The 15,216-nt window shown below is 69.0% G+C and carries 15 protein-coding genes; 12 read left to right on the top strand and 3 right to left on the bottom strand.

The window, feature by feature from the left end:
- Nucleotides 1-114: 114 nt before the first annotated feature.
- Nucleotides 115-951: a sugar nucleotide-binding protein gene (locus tag HHX31_RS08745; protein WP_169946837.1), complete on the bottom strand. Its 837-nt coding sequence runs from the start codon at nucleotides 949-951 to the stop codon at nucleotides 115-117.
- 387 nt (nucleotides 952-1,338) lie between these two features.
- On the opposite strand from HHX31_RS08745, the gene HHX31_RS08740 reads away from it, so the two are divergent.
- Entirely contained in the window at nucleotides 1,339-2,721 is a 1,383-nt protein-coding gene (locus HHX31_RS08740; protein ID WP_169946835.1) for an Ig-like domain repeat protein, read from the top strand.
- A gap of 170 nt (nucleotides 2,722-2,891) precedes the next feature.
- Here the strand turns inward: HHX31_RS08740 and HHX31_RS08735 are convergent, their stop codons facing one another.
- A complete protein-coding gene (locus tag HHX31_RS08735) occupies nucleotides 2,892-3,659 on the bottom strand; it encodes an IclR family transcriptional regulator (protein WP_169946833.1) in 768 nt (255 codons plus the stop codon).
- Nucleotides 3,660-3,925: 266 nt separating this feature from the next.
- Between HHX31_RS08735 and HHX31_RS08730 the strand changes: the two genes are divergently transcribed.
- From HHX31_RS08730 to HHX31_RS08710, 5 genes are all read left to right on the top strand, one after another.
- Complete coding sequence (locus HHX31_RS08730) at nucleotides 3,926-5,065, top strand: sugar ABC transporter substrate-binding protein (protein WP_169946831.1); 1,140 nt, start codon at nucleotides 3,926-3,928, stop codon at nucleotides 5,063-5,065.
- Nucleotides 5,066-5,266: 201 nt separating this feature from the next.
- The gene (locus tag HHX31_RS08725; RefSeq protein WP_211589399.1) at nucleotides 5,267-6,079 is read left to right on the top strand and encodes a carbohydrate ABC transporter permease; all 813 of its coding nucleotides are present in this window, start codon (nucleotides 5,267-5,269) and stop codon (nucleotides 6,077-6,079) included.
- A complete protein-coding gene (locus HHX31_RS08720) occupies nucleotides 6,079-6,909 on the top strand; it encodes a carbohydrate ABC transporter permease (protein ID WP_169946827.1) in 831 nt (276 codons plus the stop codon). The genes HHX31_RS08725 and HHX31_RS08720 overlap by 1 nt, the downstream gene beginning before the upstream one ends.
- An 8-nt stretch (nucleotides 6,910-6,917) precedes the next feature.
- On the top strand, nucleotides 6,918-8,099 hold the full coding sequence (locus HHX31_RS08715; protein ID WP_169946825.1) for a mandelate racemase/muconate lactonizing enzyme family protein: 1,182 nt from the start codon (nucleotides 6,918-6,920) through the stop codon (nucleotides 8,097-8,099).
- Nucleotides 8,096-9,307, top strand: coding sequence for a fumarylacetoacetate hydrolase family protein (locus HHX31_RS08710; RefSeq protein WP_211589398.1), 1,212 nt, complete (start codon nucleotides 8,096-8,098; stop codon nucleotides 9,305-9,307). Before HHX31_RS08715 ends, HHX31_RS08710 begins: the two co-directional genes overlap by 4 nt.
- 58 nt (nucleotides 9,308-9,365) lie before the next feature.
- Here HHX31_RS08710 and HHX31_RS08705 read toward each other — a convergent pair whose 3' ends face one another.
- Nucleotides 9,366-9,842 (bottom strand): MarR family winged helix-turn-helix transcriptional regulator, encoded by a 477-nt coding sequence (locus tag HHX31_RS08705; protein WP_169946822.1) that lies wholly within the window; start codon nucleotides 9,840-9,842, stop codon nucleotides 9,366-9,368.
- A gap of 42 nt (nucleotides 9,843-9,884) precedes the next feature.
- Here HHX31_RS08705 and HHX31_RS08700 point away from each other — a divergent pair, with 42 nt between their 5' ends.
- The 6 genes from HHX31_RS08700 (at nucleotide 9,885) to HHX31_RS35025 (ending at nucleotide 15,192) form a co-directional block, all read left to right on the top strand.
- Nucleotides 9,885-10,787 (top strand): alpha/beta hydrolase, encoded by a 903-nt coding sequence (locus tag HHX31_RS08700; protein WP_169946820.1) that lies wholly within the window; start codon nucleotides 9,885-9,887, stop codon nucleotides 10,785-10,787.
- A 71-nt stretch (nucleotides 10,788-10,858) separates the two neighbouring features.
- Nucleotides 10,859-11,626 carry a group II truncated hemoglobin gene (locus HHX31_RS08695; protein WP_169946818.1) on the top strand — a complete coding sequence of 256 codons (768 nt, stop codon included), beginning with the start codon at nucleotides 10,859-10,861 and terminating at the stop codon, nucleotides 11,624-11,626.
- Nucleotides 11,627-11,645: 19 nt separating this feature from the next.
- A complete protein-coding gene (locus HHX31_RS08690) occupies nucleotides 11,646-12,437 on the top strand; it encodes a phosphotransferase enzyme family protein (protein ID WP_169946816.1) in 792 nt (263 codons plus the stop codon).
- Nucleotides 12,438-12,553: 116 nt separating this feature from the next.
- Nucleotides 12,554-13,501, top strand: a complete 948-nt coding sequence (locus HHX31_RS08685) for a DUF2218 domain-containing protein (protein ID WP_169946814.1) — start codon at nucleotides 12,554-12,556, stop codon at nucleotides 13,499-13,501.
- Nucleotides 13,502-13,547: 46 nt separating this feature from the next.
- Nucleotides 13,548-14,015, top strand: coding sequence for a ribosomal protein L7/L12 (locus HHX31_RS08680; protein ID WP_169946812.1), 468 nt, complete (start codon nucleotides 13,548-13,550; stop codon nucleotides 14,013-14,015).
- A 52-nt stretch (nucleotides 14,016-14,067) separates the two neighbouring features.
- Entirely contained in the window at nucleotides 14,068-15,192 is a 1,125-nt protein-coding gene (locus HHX31_RS35025) for a tyrosine-type recombinase/integrase (protein ID WP_169946810.1), read from the top strand.
- Nucleotides 15,193-15,216: the final 24 nt, after the last annotated feature.

The raw sequence follows: 15,216 nt of genomic DNA, 5'->3' as shown, positions 1-15,216 counted from the left end.
TCCCATGCGACACGAATGGAAAAACGCCCACTATAGCCATACCGGACAGAAGGTGAATTCTGTTTGGTATAACCGAAGAAGTACAGCCCATCGGATATCGCCTCTTACGGGCATTTATCCCACTGCTCCCCCGTACGCCAGAAACTGGCGCGCGCCACGTAGCGTGGTCCGCAACCGCCGTTGGGTCATCGCGCACTCCAGGCGCACATCGAGCGGTCCGGGCACGCCGGTGTCCCCCCGCCGGCCCGAAGGCAGAGCTCTTTCATCGAGGCCATCGCGCCGGGCGATGAGCAGTCCCAGTTCATATCGGCTCAGCGCGTCGGCTCCCGCGACGTGGTGGATCCCGCAGTGCTTGGACGCGGCGAGTTCGAGGAGCGCGGCAGCGAGATCGGCGACGTGCACGGGACACCGCACGTCGTCGGTGAACAGCACTCCCCTCCCCCTGCCTGTGGCCAGCGAACGCACCAGTGCCTCGTGCGGAGAACCACCGTCACCGACGATCAGTGACGTCCGTGCTATCACCGCGGCGGGCGCGATCGCGTCGACCGCCGTCTCCGCGGCGGCTTTGGCCGCGCCGTACGGTGTGATCGGATCGGGGGCGCAGGTCTCGTCATAGCGGGTGGCGGCGCCCGAGAAGACCGCGTCGCTGGACACGTGCACCAGTCGCGCGCCTACTGCGGCGGCGGCGAGGGCCACGTTCGCCGCTCCGGCCGCCGTCGTCGTCCAGTCGGCCTTCCGGTAGGCGGCGTTGACGACCGCCTCCGGCTGCCACGCGCGGACCAGCGCGTCGACGTCCTCTCGCCGACGTACGTCGAGTGGCAGCCATTCGGCGCCTGGGGCCTCCCCTGGCCGGGTGTGGTAGCTCGCGGCCACCTCATGCCCGGCCGCCGAGCACTGGCGAGCCAACTCCTGGCCGAGAAAACCGCTGCCGCCGACGACGAGGATCCTCATAGCCGGCCACCCTAGGCACTCTGTGCCCCCCCGGTGTGGAATGGCGCGTCGGCAATCTATTGCATATATTGCAACGCACTAACCGTCATATGCAATTTGCTCTTGACATCGTTGTGCATCCTCTTACGATCATGACAACGGTCAGGTCCGATTCGTTACGTCTGACCACTTTTCACTCTTCGGAGGGAGAGCAACGTGCCCGTCGCGTTTCCCCATCATTCGTCGAGAGTCCAGCGAGGTAGACGACTGCGGTCGCTTCTGGCCGGCCTGACGGCCGCGGCAGCGGTGGCCGCAGTGGGGGTGTCGGCCCCGCCGGCCTCGGCGGCACCGGCGAAGCCGCTGGGGCCGACCCTGGTCAAATCCGACGCTCCCCCGACTGGGTATGCGGTGACGTTCCGGTACCAGGCGCCCGCGGACGTCAGCAGCGTACAAATCTACGGCGACTGGTTCTTCGCTCAGCCCGATAACGTCGGCGACAACCATCCGCCGTCGGAGTGGCAGCCGGGCGACACCGCGGCCACCCCCTGGCGCATCCTGCCCATGCAACTGGGGGCCGACGGGATCTGGGAGATCACCGTCCCGTTACCCGCCGGAACGTTCCGCTACGCCTTCACCCACGACTGCGCCAACGTGGAGGCCACCGGCTGCGCCCTCCACGACGACCCGGCCAACCCGTGGGAGGTGCAGCCCCAGTATCCGACCGCGCCCGGTGCGGTGCGCAGCACGATTTTCGTTCCGGGCAGCAAGAAGTTCCCCACCTACGACAATGACTATCAGGCGCCGGTCAAGGCCCCTGCGGCCGGCAAGCTGGAGTCGCGGCGGTATCCGTCGCCGCTGTCGACCAACCCGGCCGGGGTGCATGACATCGTCGTCTACACGCCGCACGGTTACGACCCGAACCGGTCGACGCCATACCCCACGCTGTATCTGAGCCACGGCGCCGGGGACAGCTCGATCGCCTGGACGATGCAGGGCGTGGCCCACCACATCGTGGAGAACGCCATCAAGGACGGCGTGGCGCAGCCGATGGTGGTCGTGTCCACCGACTTCAACGGCCTGCCCGGTGGCAACCAGGGGTACGCCGACGAGTTGCGCAACAACGTCATCCCGTTCGTGGAGCAGAACTACCACGTCTCGACCCGGCCGGAGGACCGTGCGTTCGGCGGGTTCTCGGCGGGCGGGAGCCGCGCGTTCACCATCATGTACGACAACACCGACCTGTTCGCCTACGACGCCGCCTGGAGCATCGGCGGGCCGGCGGCCTCCCAGGCGCAGATCGACCGCCTGAAGACGGTGCCCGGCGGCCTCCTCTTCGGCACCGGACTGCAGGACGGCACCAGCGCCCAGAGCCTGCGCACTCGTGCTGAGGCGCTGCGGTCCGCCGGTGTCGAGATCAAGGAGTACTACGTCGATGGCATGCACACCTGGCATGTCTGGCGTCCGATGCTCGACTTCTACCTGCGTAACGTGGCCTTCCGCACCACCACCACGGGCCTGGACGTCACCGCCGCGCCCAACGGGAACTCCCACAACGCCACGCTCACCGCGACCGCCACGGTGGGCACCGTGACCGCGAGCGTCTCCTCCCCCACCGGGAAGGTCGAGTTCTACGCCGGTGACACCCGTCTGGGATCCGCACCGGTCAAGAACGGTGTGGCCACCTTCCGCAAGGCCGTCGACGGCACACTCCTCGACAACCCCGTGGTCGCCCGCTATCCGGGTGACAAGAAGTTCAACGCATCGCAGAGCACGCCGGCGACTGTCGACTGATCCGGTTCCTCCCACGGACCCGGCAGGGCCTTGCCGTGGCACCTCCCACCTGCGGGAGTGCCACGGCAAGGTTGCCGGACGACCTGAGTCCGCGACCTTGGGAAGCCGTGAGGGAGTCGGCGTGTCAGGCCAACGCCGACGGCACCTCGGAGCGCTCCAAAGGTCGCTGTTCAGCTCGCCGGTGGCGGTTCCTGCGTGTATCCGACTTCTTGCGAGATCAGCATCGCGGTCTCCAGCAGTAGCGGAAGTTTCTCCTTCAGCTGGTCCAGGGTCTCGATGACCTCGATCGCGGTGATGGAGACGGCGGCGATCACCTTTCCCCGTGAATCCCTGATCGGCGCGGCCACGCACATGACGTAGGCGTCGTGCTCGCCGTTGTCGACGGCCCAGCCTTGCTCGCGCACCTGGGCGAGTTCGGCTTCGAAGGAGTCGCGATCGGTGATGGTCGTGTCGGTGTGTCGCTCGAAGGCGACGTGCGCCAGCAGGCGATCGCGATCCTCCGCGGAGAGGTACGCGAGGATCGTTTTTCCGACAGCGCTCGCGTAGAGCGAGACGGCCCGGCCGATCCGGGACGGCAGCTTCACCGCGTCGAACGCGGGGCTGTCGACCTTGTCGATGTAGATGATCTCGTCGCCGGTCAGCTGCGCCAGATGCACGGTGTGGCCCGTCTGCCGCTGAAGCCGGCGCAGGTGCGCGGACGCGAACTGGCGCAGGTCCATCGAGCCGAGCGCGAGCTCGGACAGTTCGATGAGCCCGCTCCCGAACACGTAGGTCCCTGCTCCTGTCTTGCGCACGAATCGTGCGGTCTCAAGCGCTCGCAAGATCCGCAAAGCCGTGGATTTGTGGACGCCGAGCACGTCCGAGGCCTCCGTGAGAGTCAGCGGATGTTCCGCTACCACACGGATCAGGTTGATCGCGCGCTGGATGGATTGCGCCACTACTGCCCTCCCTGCGTTGCACTACGCGCAATGTAGAGCATACGGCCAGCAACCGCTCACTCCTTGACAGCGTTGCACATGTCGCTACGATCGTTGCAGAAAACGGCGTTTCGGGGGGAACGAGCGGTTCACAACGGGAGTGGCAAATGGAGTTACATCGCGTTCGCCGTAGCATCGCTGTGGCGACCACCGTCATCGGTACGACCGTCGCTCTCCTGAGCGGCTGCGGCTCTGACGGTGAATCCGGCAACGGATCCGACGGTGGAGTGACCGCGCTCACCTTCGCCGCCTCGACGTTCGGTGACCCGGGCCGCGGACCACTGCTGACGAAGTGGCTCGACGAGTTCAACAAGAGCCAGAACGCGGTCCGGGTGTCCGCCGCGGCAGTGCCGTACCCGACCTTCGGCCAGACCGTCCTGACTCAGATGGGCAGCGGGCAAGGGCCCGACCTGATCCGGTTCGACATGCCCGAGTTCGAGGCCGCCGCGGACGCCGGTCTCATCGCGCCGCTCGACGATCTGGTCGACGTCAGCAAGTATGACCTACTCAAGCAGCCGGACCAGTTCATGGTCCACGACGGCAGGCGAGACGGGATCATCTTCGAGGCGTCGAACTACGCGATGTTCTACAACGCCGACCTGATCTCGAAGCCGCCGACGACCTACGAGGAGTTCGCCGAGACGGCGCGATCGCTGACCAAGGGCGACGTCTACGGCCTGGCGTTCCGTCAGACGGAGGCCGAGGAGGCCGGCGTCTGGCAGGACATCTTCAACTACGTCTACGGTTTCGGCGGCAAGTGGTCGGACGGCAAGAACCTGACCATCAATTCGCCGGAGAACCTCAAGGGTCTGCAGGCGTACAAGGACCTGTACGACGCGAAGGTGATCCCGCGGGGCGCGGACGCGGCGACGTTCCGCCGCATGTTCGCCGAGGGCAAGGTCGGCATGGAGCTCAACAACGGCGGCTACGTGACGGCGACCCGCGGCCAGAACCCCGACCTGAACTTCAGCGTCGCGCCCATCCCGTTCCCGGTCCGCAGCCAGGGTGCGATCCTCGCGCCCATCGTGATCAACGAGGCGAGCCCGTCCAAGGAGGCGGCGGCCACCTTCATCCGCTGGGCGCTCGAGCCTGCCAACCAGGTGAAGCTGCAGGAGATCCTCGGCGCGAGCAGCGTGGCGACGGTCACCGAGCGCAGCCCCGAGAAGCTCAAGGAGACGCCCTTCCTCAAGGTCTTCGACGACCTCACCGAATCGAGCCTGCCGCAGATCGTCCTGGGATTCGAGGCGAAGACGCCGGACATCCGCAAGATCGTCGTGCAGAACGTCGTCGCGGCGCTCCAGGGCACGGTCGACCTCAAGACGGCGCTGGACCGCGCCCAGGAGCAGGCGACCCAAGTGGTCGGTTGATCGGACGAGACCGCCGGCGCGAGCATCCCTCACGCCGGCGGCGTCCTACTCGAACAAGGACCGAACTCGATGACTGTGCTGAAACAACAGCAGACCTCAGGGTCTCGATCCGAGACCCGGCGTCGAGGCAGCCCGCGGGGAAGCAAGTGGACGCCCTACCTCTTCCTGGCGCCCGCCGCCGTCTTCATCCTCGTTTTCCAGGTGGTTCCGCTCGTTCAGGAGATCTTCCTGAGCTTCACGCGGACGTCGCTGCTGAACCCCACACGCAGCACCTGGGTGGGGCTGGACAACTTCACCCGCGTCTTCGGCGACGAGGACTTCCACCGCACCCTTCTCACCACCTTCATCTATGTGATCGTGTGTGTCGCAGGCTCCGTGGGATCCGGGCTCGCCGTCGCCCTGCTCCTCAACAAAGGGTTCCGCGGCAGGGGGTGGGCGCGCGCGCTGGTGACCATTCCGTGGGCGGCGCCCGGCATCGCGGTCGCGCTCATCGCGACGTGGATGCTCAACCCGGACTACGGGATCGTGAACCGCTTCTTGGACGCGGTCGGCCTCGGCGTCCCGGGCGGCGCCATCCTCGACAGCCCGAAGTACGCCCTCCCGGCGATCCTCGCCACGACCATCTGGCAGTTGTTCCCGTTCACCTCGGTGGTGCTGCTGTCCGCGCTGCAGTCCGTGCCCGCGGACCTGACCGAGGCCGCGACGGTGGACGGCGCGGGGCGGTGGTGGACCTTCCGCGCCGTCACCTGGCAGGTCATCAAGCCCACCATCGGACTGCTCGCCATCCTCATGACCATCTGGTCGCTGCGGCGGTTCGAGCTCATCTGGCTCATGACCAAGGGGGGCCCGGTCGGCGCGACCGAGACGCTCGTCATCGACCTCTACTCGGAGGCCTTCGACTCCAAGCAACTCGGTTCCGCGGCGGCGATCGGCATGGTCGGGGTGGTCGTGTCGCTCATCGTCGTCGCCGGCAGCCGGTTCGTCGCCCGTGCCGCCGAAAGGGAGGCCCGCTGATGAGGCCGCTCCGCATCGGTCTGACCCTGCGCATCCTCGGCGTCCTCGTCGTGCTCGGTGTCGCCGTCTTCCCCCTGTACTGGATGATCGTCACGGCGCTGTCGAGCAACTCGGATCTGTTCGCCGCGAAGGCTAGGCTCGTCCCCGACGTCTCCCAATTCGGGGTCTTCATCGACGCGCTGGCCGAAGGCAAGGCTCTGGGTTGGCTGCGCAACAGCCTGGTGATCGCCGTCGGCACGACAGTCCTCTCGATCGGCCTCGGCATTCCGCTCGGCTACGCGCTCTCGCGGTTCTCGTTCTGGGGCAAGGCCGTGGTGAGCGTGCTTCTGCTGTTCACGCAGATGCTTCCCGAGGCGCTCATGGTCGTGCCGCTGTTCTCGCTCTTCCGGCGGTTCGGCCTGCTCGACTCCCTGACCGGTCTCATCCTGGTCAACTCCGCCTTCGTCCTGCCGATCGTCGCCCTGATTCTCAAGGGCGCGATCGACGGCATTCCGCGCGCGCTGGAGGAGTCCGCGCGTGTCGACGGAGCACGGCCGCTCACGGTGCTGACGCGCATCAACGTGCCGTTGATCGCGCCGTCCATCGCGGCCACCGCGGTCATCGCGTTCTTCCACGCCTGGAACGAGTACGTGTTCGCCGTGACATTCATCTTCACCCCCGGGAAGCAGCCGGCCTCGGTGGGGATCGCGAACTTCATCGGCGAGCTGGGCACGCCGATCCAGACGGTGATGGCGGTCGCGTTCATGTTCACGCTGCCCGCCGTCGTCTTCTACCTGTTCGCGCAGAGGCATGTGGTGGCCGGCATGACCGCCGGCGCCGTGAAGGGGTGAACGGGAGCATGAAGATCATCTCGGTCGACACCCTCGTCGTCGACTTCTACCGCACCAATCTCGTGATCGTGCGCGTCGCCACCGACGAGGGGATCGTCGGACTCGGCGAGGCGACGCTGGAGGGCAAGGAGCGCGCCGTCCAGGGGGCCGTCGCCGAAGTCGCCGAAGCCGTGGTGGGGCTCGATCCCACCCGTATCTCCGGCATCCTGTACGAGCTGGCGAGAGACTGGTATTGGCGAGGCGGCCCGGTCATCATGACCGCGCTGAGCTCGCTCGAAATGGCGCTGTGGGACATCTCGGCACGGGAGCTCGGTGTTCCGGTCTCCCGGCTTCTCGGCGGCGCCACCCGGGACCGGGTGCGTGCCTATGCCAACGGCTGGTTCTCGGGAGCCGTCACGCCTGAGGACTACGCGGCCGCCGCGAGGAGGACCGTCGACAGCGGCTTCCGCGGTCTCAAGTGGGATCCCTTCGAGAACTTCGACCTGACGATCACCTCCCGGCAGCTGGACCGCGTGCTCGCGCAGATCGACGCTGTCCGCTCCGCGGTCGGGCGCGACGTCGAGCTGTTCATCGAGGGCCACGGGCGGTTCGACGTCCGCCACGCCATCAAGGTCGCACGCGAGATCGCCCAGTTCGACCCTGTGTGGTTCGAGGAGCCGTGCCCCCCGGACAACCTCGACGCCCTCGTCGACATCCGCCGGGCGTCTCCGGTGCCCATCGCCGCCGGGGAGCGTTGGTTCGGCCGGCAGGGCTTCGCGCCAGCGCTCGCCCGCCAGGCGGTCGACTTCGTCCAGCCCGACGTGACGCACGCCGGCGGCATCGCCGAACTGGCCTTCATCTCGACGCTCGCCGCGACCAGCTACGTCGGTTTCGCCCCGCACAATCCCAGCGGGCCGCTGAGCACCGCGGCGACCTTGCAACTCGGGGCGACCCTGCCCAACTTCCGATACCTGGAGATCATGGCGACCGACGTGCCGTGGCGCCCGGAGATCACCAACGAGCGCCTCGTGCTCACGAAGGAGGGCGACATCATGATCCCGGCAGGGATCGGGCTCGGCATCGAACTCGATCTCGAGGCGATCGCGCGGCATCCCTTCACGCCCCACCCTCTGCGGATGTTCCGGGACGCCGTCTTCGACATCCGCCCCGAGGACGAGCGGTCCTTCTTCAACCTGGGAGACTCCGTATGAGCCAGGCATCGTCCGAGGCGTGCCCCGCCGAGGCCGACTGGTTCGGCACGGCCGCCGACGCGCTGCCGGTCGACGCCGAGGACAGCATCCTGATCGGCCGGATCTGGGATCCAGGCGTCGAAGGGCCGTCACCTGTCGTCGTACGGAACGGCGACGTCCTCGACGTCAGCGCCGAGTTCCCGACGATCCGCGACATCTGCGAACTTCCGGACCCTGCCGCCGTGGTCTCCAGGCTCGACGGCCGGCGGGTCGGCAGCTTCCAGGACGTGCTCGCCAACACCGGCGCCATTGACCGGGACCGCACGAGGCCCTGGCTGCTCACACCGGTCGACCTCCAGGCGCTCAAGGCCGCCGGGGTGACCTTCGCCGTCTCGATGATCGAGCGCATCATCGAGGAACGGGCCCGCGGTGACCTGCTGCTCGCGGCGGACATCCGCCAGCGGATTCTCGCCGGCCTCGGAGCCGACCTGCACGGTCTTTCACCGGGCTCGGAGGAGGCGACACGGCTGAAGGACCTCCTCGTCGCCGAGGGCATCTGGAGTCAGTACCTGGAGGTCGGGATCGGACCGGATGCCGAGATCTTCACCAAGGGCCAGGTCCTCTCCGCCATGGGAACCGCGGTCCCCGTCGGCGTGCTCGCCGCCTCGACCTGGAACAATCCGGAGCCCGAAGTGGCGCTCATCGTGCAGTCGAGCGGCCGGATCGTGGGGGCGACGCTGGGCAACGACGTGAACCTCCGGGACGTGGAGGGCCGATCCGCGCTGCTGTTGCCGAAGGCGAAGGACAACAACGCCTCGTGTGCGCTGGGGCCGTTGATCCGGCTCTTCGACGAGCGGTTCGGCCTGGAACAGGTACGCGGCCTCGTGGTGGGCCTGGACATCGAAGGCGTGGACGGCTTCCTCCTTGAGACCGTCTCGGAGATGGCGCGGATGTCACGTGATCCGGAAGCGCTGGTGCGGCAGATGATCGGCCCGCATCATCACTATCCCGACGGCGCGGTCCTCATGCTCGGCACCATGTTCGCGCCCATCCAGGACCGCGACCGCCCCGGCGAGGGGTTCACGCACAAGGTCGGTGACATCGTCAGGATCAGCTCCCCCGCGCTCGGCACCCTGGTCAATCGCGTCCGGTACGCCGAGGAGTGCGAACCCTGGGACTTCGGAGTCCGCGATCTCATGGGGAACCTCGTGAAGAGGGGACTTCTGTGAGCGTCGTCGCCAGCCGATCCATTCGCGCGAGCGGAACAACCGGCTGAGCGTCTCGCGGTCAGCCTGTGGGCGTGCCGATCTGGTTGCGTTCGAGCAGGGAGCGCAGCGTGGAGATGACCTGCCGGGTGGCCGCCCCGGGGGAACCGTCGAGTGTGTCTCCGACCAGTTCGGCCAGTGCGTCGGTGACGGTCGCCTCCGCCGCGTCGACGAGTCGCGAGCCGTCGTCGGTCAGGGCCAGCAGGGAGGATCGGCGATCGGCCGGGTTCGGCCGGCGGACGGCCCATCCGTGCTTTTCGAGGCGGTCGATGCCCTTGCTGGTCGCGCCGATGCCGATGGCGAATTCGGTGGCGAGGTCCGCCACGCGGGATCCGGGGTGGTCGCGCAGGTAGCGCAGGGCCTCGAACTGGGAGGTGACGATCCCGTGCCGTTCGCGCAGACGGTCGTTGAGGGCGTTGTACAGGCGGGTCTCGCATCGGACGAGATCGGCGAAGAAGCTCTGGAGGCCGGCTGCCTCCCCGCTCGATTTAGATGCCATGGCATATAGTGTACTGGAATCTACTTATGACGGGGAGTACGCATGAGCCAGGAACAGCGCGCCCGAGTCGACGCGTTACTGCGACAGCCGCGGCCCGAGGGTCCCAGGTCGGTGGAGGCGCTCCGAGCAGGCTTCGAGGCGCTGATGGCGCAGATGATCGTGCCTGACGCCCTTCGCCTGACGCGGACGACGCTCGGCGGCCGGCCCGTTCTGCATGTCGAGCCGGACGACGGGCGCCGCGCCGGGACGATTCTGTACTTCCACGGCGGCGGCTGGGTTTACGGCTCCCCCGAGACCGCCCTGTCGCTGACGGGAAACCTGGTGGCCAGGACCGGCTTCGAGGCCTATTCGGTGGACTACCGGCTTGCTCCCGAGCATCCGTTCCCCGCCGCGATCGAAGACGCCGTGGACGCATACCGCGCCATTCTCGACAGCGGCGAGGACCCGTCGGCCGTCGCGTTCGCCGGGGAGTCCGCCGGCGGCGGACTCGCGGTCACCACCTGTCTCGCCGCGCGCGACGCGGGTCTTCCGCTGCCCGCCGCGGTCGTGGCGTTCTCCCCGGGGCTCGACGCCACGCGGACGGGCGAGAGCATGGACACCAAGGAAGGCGTCGACCCGATTTTCACGCGCGAGGCCGTCGAACGCACCGGGGCCATGTATCTCGCCGGGGCCGACCCGCGCCAGCCTCTCCTCAGCCCGGCCGTCCTCGCCGATCTGACGGGTTTCCCTCCGATGCTGCTCCAGGTGGGCACCAACGAGCTCCTGCTGGACGACTCCACGCGCCTTGCCGCGCGCGCCTGGGCGGCCGGAGTGGATGTCATCCTGGACGTCACCGCCGGCGTGCCGCATGTGTTCCAGTCGTTCGCCGGGGTGCTGGACGAGGCGGACGAGGCGCTGGACCGGGCGGCCGTCTTTCTCGGCCAGCGGGTCGGCCGCCGCTCCTGATGGCTATTACATGATTACAATGCAACCATGATCCTACTTTCGCGTGGCGTGACTCCCGAGGTGGTGCTCGCATGATCGTCGAGTACGTCCGCTACCGGATCGACCAGCAGGACGCGGAAGCGTTCGAAGCCGCGTACGAACGTGCCGCGGTGCCCTTGGCGGCGGCTCCCCAATGTCTGGACTACGAACTGTCCCGGTGCGTGGACGAGCCCGAGTCGTACATCCTGCGCATCACGTGGACCTCTGCCGAGGACCACCTGCGGGGTTTCCGGGGTGGCGAGCACTTCGGGGCGTTCTTCTCTGAGATCGAACGGTATGTCCGGCAGATCGAGGAGATGCGGCACTACGAGCGCACCGCGGTGCGCGGCACCGGATCCTCCCTGCCGAGCCTGTACGACTGGGCGGGCGGCATCGAGGCGTTCGAGCGGCTCACCGAGACGTTCTACGAGCGGGTGCTCAACGACGATCTGATCGGTCCTCTCTTCGCCCACATGGACCCGGGGCACCCGAAGTATGTGGCGATGTGGCTGGCGGAGGTCTTCGGCGGCCCGTCCCGCTACACCGACGAGCGAGGCGGCTACCAGCACATGCTGGTCCAGCACCTCGGCAGGGCCATCACCGAACCTCAGCGCCGCCGCTGGGTCGACCTCCTGATGGACGCCGCCGACGTGGTCGGCCTGCCGGGCGACCCCGAGTTCCGCGCCGCCTTCGCGAGCTACATCGAGTGGGGCACCCGTCTCGCCTTCGCCAACTCCCAGCCCGGCGCCCGTCCCCCGCAGCAGGCTCCGGTCCCCCGCTGGGGCTGGGGCGTGGCCCCGCCCTACACCCCCTCCACCTGACCCGCCCCGCTTTCCGCAGATGGACGAGGAGGAACTGACAGGGGGCGGGGTCAACCGGGTCGTCCGGGTGGGGGGAACGGTGCGCCGCCCGGCGCGGCGGTGGACGCCGGCGGTGCACGCGCTGCTCGACCATCTGGCGGCGGCCGGGTTCGGCGGGGCGCCGAGAGCGTACGGGCGTGACGGCCATGGCCGGGAGGTGCTGGACTTCGTCCCGGGTGAGGTGCCCGGCTATCCCCTGCCGGCGTACGCGACGACGGACGAGACGCTGGCGGGCGCAGGGGCGTTGCTGCGGGACTACCACGACGCGACGGCGGGCTTCGCGCCCGCGCCGGCCATGGAGTGGTATTTCCCGCCACGTGCCCCGGCCGAGGTGATCTGCCATGGTGACGTGGCGCCGTACAACTGCGTCTTCCGGGAGGGGCGGCCGGTGGCGTTCATCGACTTCGACACCGCGCATCCGGGGCCGCGGGTGTGGGATGTGGCGTATGCCGCCTACCGGTTCGTGCCGTTGCATGATCCCGCCCGTGACGGGAGTGCTCCCGGTGTGGCGGAGCAGGCGCGGCGGCTGAGGGTGTTCGCCGACGCTTACGGTCTCGGGGTGGAGGACCGGGATGCGTTTGTGGAGACCGCGCGGGCGCGGCTGGAGCATCTGGTCGCCCACATGCGCGCGGAGGCCGGGGCGGGTCACGAGGCGTTCGCGGGTCATGTCGCGTCGGGGCACGATCTGCTGTATCTCACCGACAGTGCGCACCTGGCGCGTCATGAGGCGCTGTTCCTGGCGGCGCTTTCGCCGGGGGCGCCGGGCGGGTAGAGCCGCCCCGGTTCGCCGGCGCTTTGATAAGACAGGCGGGCGGGCCGGCGGAATCGCCGGGCCGGAGAGTCGAGCTTTCCTCGACGCCCGATGTGCCGAATCTGGAGGGAAATCCGATGCCTCATTCGACGGCGTACGTCGTCACCGACCGGCCCGACCGCTACATCGGGCGACTGGTGTCGCACCTGGGCCACGACGCGGAGGCCGTACTCGGCGGCGACGGCCGGGCGGTGATCGACCTGCCGTCCGGGCGGTGCGTGCTGCGGTCGTGCGCGGGCGGGATCGAGGCGATCGCGACGGCCGCCGATGAGAAGGCGCTGGCCGGGGTGCGGGACGCCGTGACCGGTCACCTGCTGCGGTTGGCCCCTGAGGAACTCGTGGTCGACTGGTCGCCGCCGGTCGGGGGCGACGCGGTGTGGGCCATGTCCCCCGTCGTGGACGACTACCTGCTCACGCACTGCTCCCCCGCCGACGAGGTGCTTGCGGATCTGGTGGTCAGGACGCGGGAGGAGACGGGCGGCTCGGCCGGCATGCAGATCTCGCACGACGAGGGCGCGCTGCTGACGATGCTGGCGCGGATGTCGGGCGCCCGTCTGGCGGTCGAGGTGGGGGTGTTCACCGGTTACTCCTCGATCTGCATCGCCAGGGGCCTGCCGCCGGGCGGGCGCCTGCTGGCGTGCGACGTGAGCACGGAGTGGACGTCGATCGCCAGGAACTACTGGGAGCGGGCGGGCGTGGCCGACCGCATCGACCTGCGGATCGGGCCGGCGCTGGAGACGCTGCGCGCGCTTCCGGCCGAGCCAGTCGTCGGCTTCGCCTTCATCGACGCCGACAAGGAGAGCTATCCGGACTACTACGAGGAGGTGGTCACGCGGCTGAGCCCGGGCGGCCTTGTGGTGGTCGACAACGTGTTCCAGGGCGGGCGGGTGTTCGACCCGGCCTTCCAGGGGGACGCGCAATTGGCCGTACGCCGCCTCAACGAGACGATCGCGCGTGACGAGCGGGTCGAGTCGGTGATGCTGCCGGTGCGCGACGGCGTCACCATCGCCCGGCGGGTGGGCTGACCTGGAGGGGCTGACTGTTACGCGGGCCGGGGTTTACGATCACCGTATGTTCGGCTTGGGCTGGGCCGAGGCGTTGATCCTCGCCGTCATCGTGATCGCGCTACTCGGGGTGGTGCTCGCGGCCGTGCGGGCCGGCGCCCGGCCCGGCGGGCCGCTGGCGTGGCGCAGCCCGGGGCTGCTGCCGCCGGTCTCGGCGGACCTGCAGCACCGGGTGCGGGAGCTGTACGCCGAGGGCAAGAAGATCGAGGCGATCAAGGTGATCCGCGAGCAGACCGGGCTGGGGCTGAAGGAGGCCAAGGACCTGGCCGAGGCCATGGCCTCCGGGCGGCCGTTGCCGGTGGCGCCGGGGCACGCGCGGCCCGACCTGGCGTCGCGTGTGCGGGAGCTGAAGGCGGCGGGGCACGCCGAGCAGGCGGTTTTCCTGGTGCGCGGCGAGACGGGCATGGGCCAGGCGGAGGCCGAGCGGTTCGTCGAGGCGATCGGCGTCGACGCCGCGGGAGACGGCGAGCCGTAGGAGACCGCCGCCGCGGGGTTTGCTGTCGGTGTGTGCCGGTACGGTGTCGATCATGCTGCCCGTACAGGTGAACAGGCTGACCGTGCAGGAGGCCGGGGACCGTTATGTGGAGCTGGTCCGGGCCAAGACGGTGACCGGTGGGCTGTCTCCCGCCACGGCTGAGGTGTACGCGCGGGACGTGGCCACGTTCGTACGGCTGGCCGGTCCTGGCCGGGTGCTGGACGACCTGACCGGTGAGGACGTGGACGCGGTGCTGCTGGCCTTCGCGCGCAAGCCGGACGAACGCAGGAAGAGCGACGCCCAGGGGAAGGCCGCGGGGAAGGACACCGCGAAGGGCGCGGGGGTGAGCACGGGGGTAAGCGCGGGGCAGAGCGCGGCGTCGCAGGCGAGGTTCCGCCGGTCGGTGTCGGCGTTGTTCCGGCACGCCACGTCGGCGGGCTGGGTGCATCTGGATCCGATGGCGGCCTCGTCGGTGCGGGCGCGCGAGCGGGGCGGGCTGCGGGCGGAGCGCCGGGCGCTGACGCGGGAGCAGGCCGAGGGCCTGATCGAGGCGGCCGCCGCTCCGGCCGCGCCCACCGCCGAGCCTCCTGCGGGGACGACACGGCGGAGGCGGGCCGACCAGCGGACGGAGGTCCGTGACGCGCTGGTGGTGCTGCTGCTGACCGCGCTGGGCCCGCGGGTGTCGGAACTGGTGCGGGCCAACGTCGAGGACTTCTACACCAACGACGGGGTGCGTTACTGGCGGATCTTCGGCAAGGGCGGGCGTACCCGCGACGTTCCGCTGCCCGATGTGGTGGCGGCGGCGCTCGACGCGTACCTGGCGGTGCGGGCGGGCGGTGACGGCGAGAAGGCGCTGTTGCTGTCGTGGCGGGGCAGGCGGCTGGCGCGGGGCGACGTGCAGGCGATCATCGACCGGGTGCAGCGGCAGGTGGAGCCGGGGCGGCGCCGGGCGGTGACCCCGCACGGGTTACGGCACACGACGGCGACGCACCTGCTGGCGGACGGCACCGACATGGACGCGGTGCGGCGGGTGCTGGGTCACAGCGATCTGTCGACGCTCGGGCGCTACCGTGACGACCTGCCGGGGGAACTGGAGGTGGCGATGGGGTCGCATCCGCTGCTGCGCCGCCGGCGCGGGCGGGCCGGGCGGGACGACGAGGCGGGTCCGGACGCGTGACGCCGGCGCGCGTGGCCCATGCGG

The organism is Microbispora sp. H11081 (assembly GCF_012999535.1).
Classification (GTDB): Bacteria; Actinomycetota; Actinomycetes; order Streptosporangiales; family Streptosporangiaceae; genus Microbispora.
Note: the sequence above shows the minus strand (reverse complement) of the source record. Positions and strands in the feature narration are given on the sequence as shown.

Excerpts from the sequence above, each read along its gene's own strand:
- HHX31_RS08720 (WP_169946827.1), top strand. The coding sequence starts at position 6,079 with ATGAGGCCGCTCCGCATCGGTCTGACCCTGCGCATCCTCGGCGTCCTC.
- HHX31_RS35025 (WP_169946810.1), top strand. The coding sequence starts at position 14,068 with ATGCTGCCCGTACAGGTGAACAGGCTGACCGTGCAGGAGGCCGGGGAC.
- HHX31_RS08705 (WP_169946822.1), bottom strand. The coding sequence starts at position 9,842 with ATGGCATCTAAATCGAGCGGGGAGGCAGCCGGCCTCCAGAGCTTCTTC.
- HHX31_RS08685 (WP_169946814.1), top strand. The coding sequence starts at position 12,554 with ATGCCTCATTCGACGGCGTACGTCGTCACCGACCGGCCCGACCGCTAC.
- HHX31_RS08715 (WP_169946825.1), top strand. The coding sequence starts at position 6,918 with ATGAAGATCATCTCGGTCGACACCCTCGTCGTCGACTTCTACCGCACC.
- HHX31_RS08700 (WP_169946820.1), top strand. The coding sequence starts at position 9,885 with ATGAGCCAGGAACAGCGCGCCCGAGTCGACGCGTTACTGCGACAGCCG.
- HHX31_RS08710 (WP_211589398.1), top strand. The coding sequence starts at position 8,096 with ATGAGCCAGGCATCGTCCGAGGCGTGCCCCGCCGAGGCCGACTGGTTC.
- HHX31_RS08690 (WP_169946816.1), top strand. The coding sequence starts at position 11,646 with ATGGACGAGGAGGAACTGACAGGGGGCGGGGTCAACCGGGTCGTCCGG.
- HHX31_RS08680 (WP_169946812.1), top strand. The coding sequence starts at position 13,548 with ATGTTCGGCTTGGGCTGGGCCGAGGCGTTGATCCTCGCCGTCATCGTG.
- HHX31_RS08695 (WP_169946818.1), top strand. The coding sequence starts at position 10,859 with ATGATCGTCGAGTACGTCCGCTACCGGATCGACCAGCAGGACGCGGAA.
- HHX31_RS08745 (WP_169946837.1), bottom strand. The coding sequence starts at position 951 with ATGAGGATCCTCGTCGTCGGCGGCAGCGGTTTTCTCGGCCAGGAGTTG.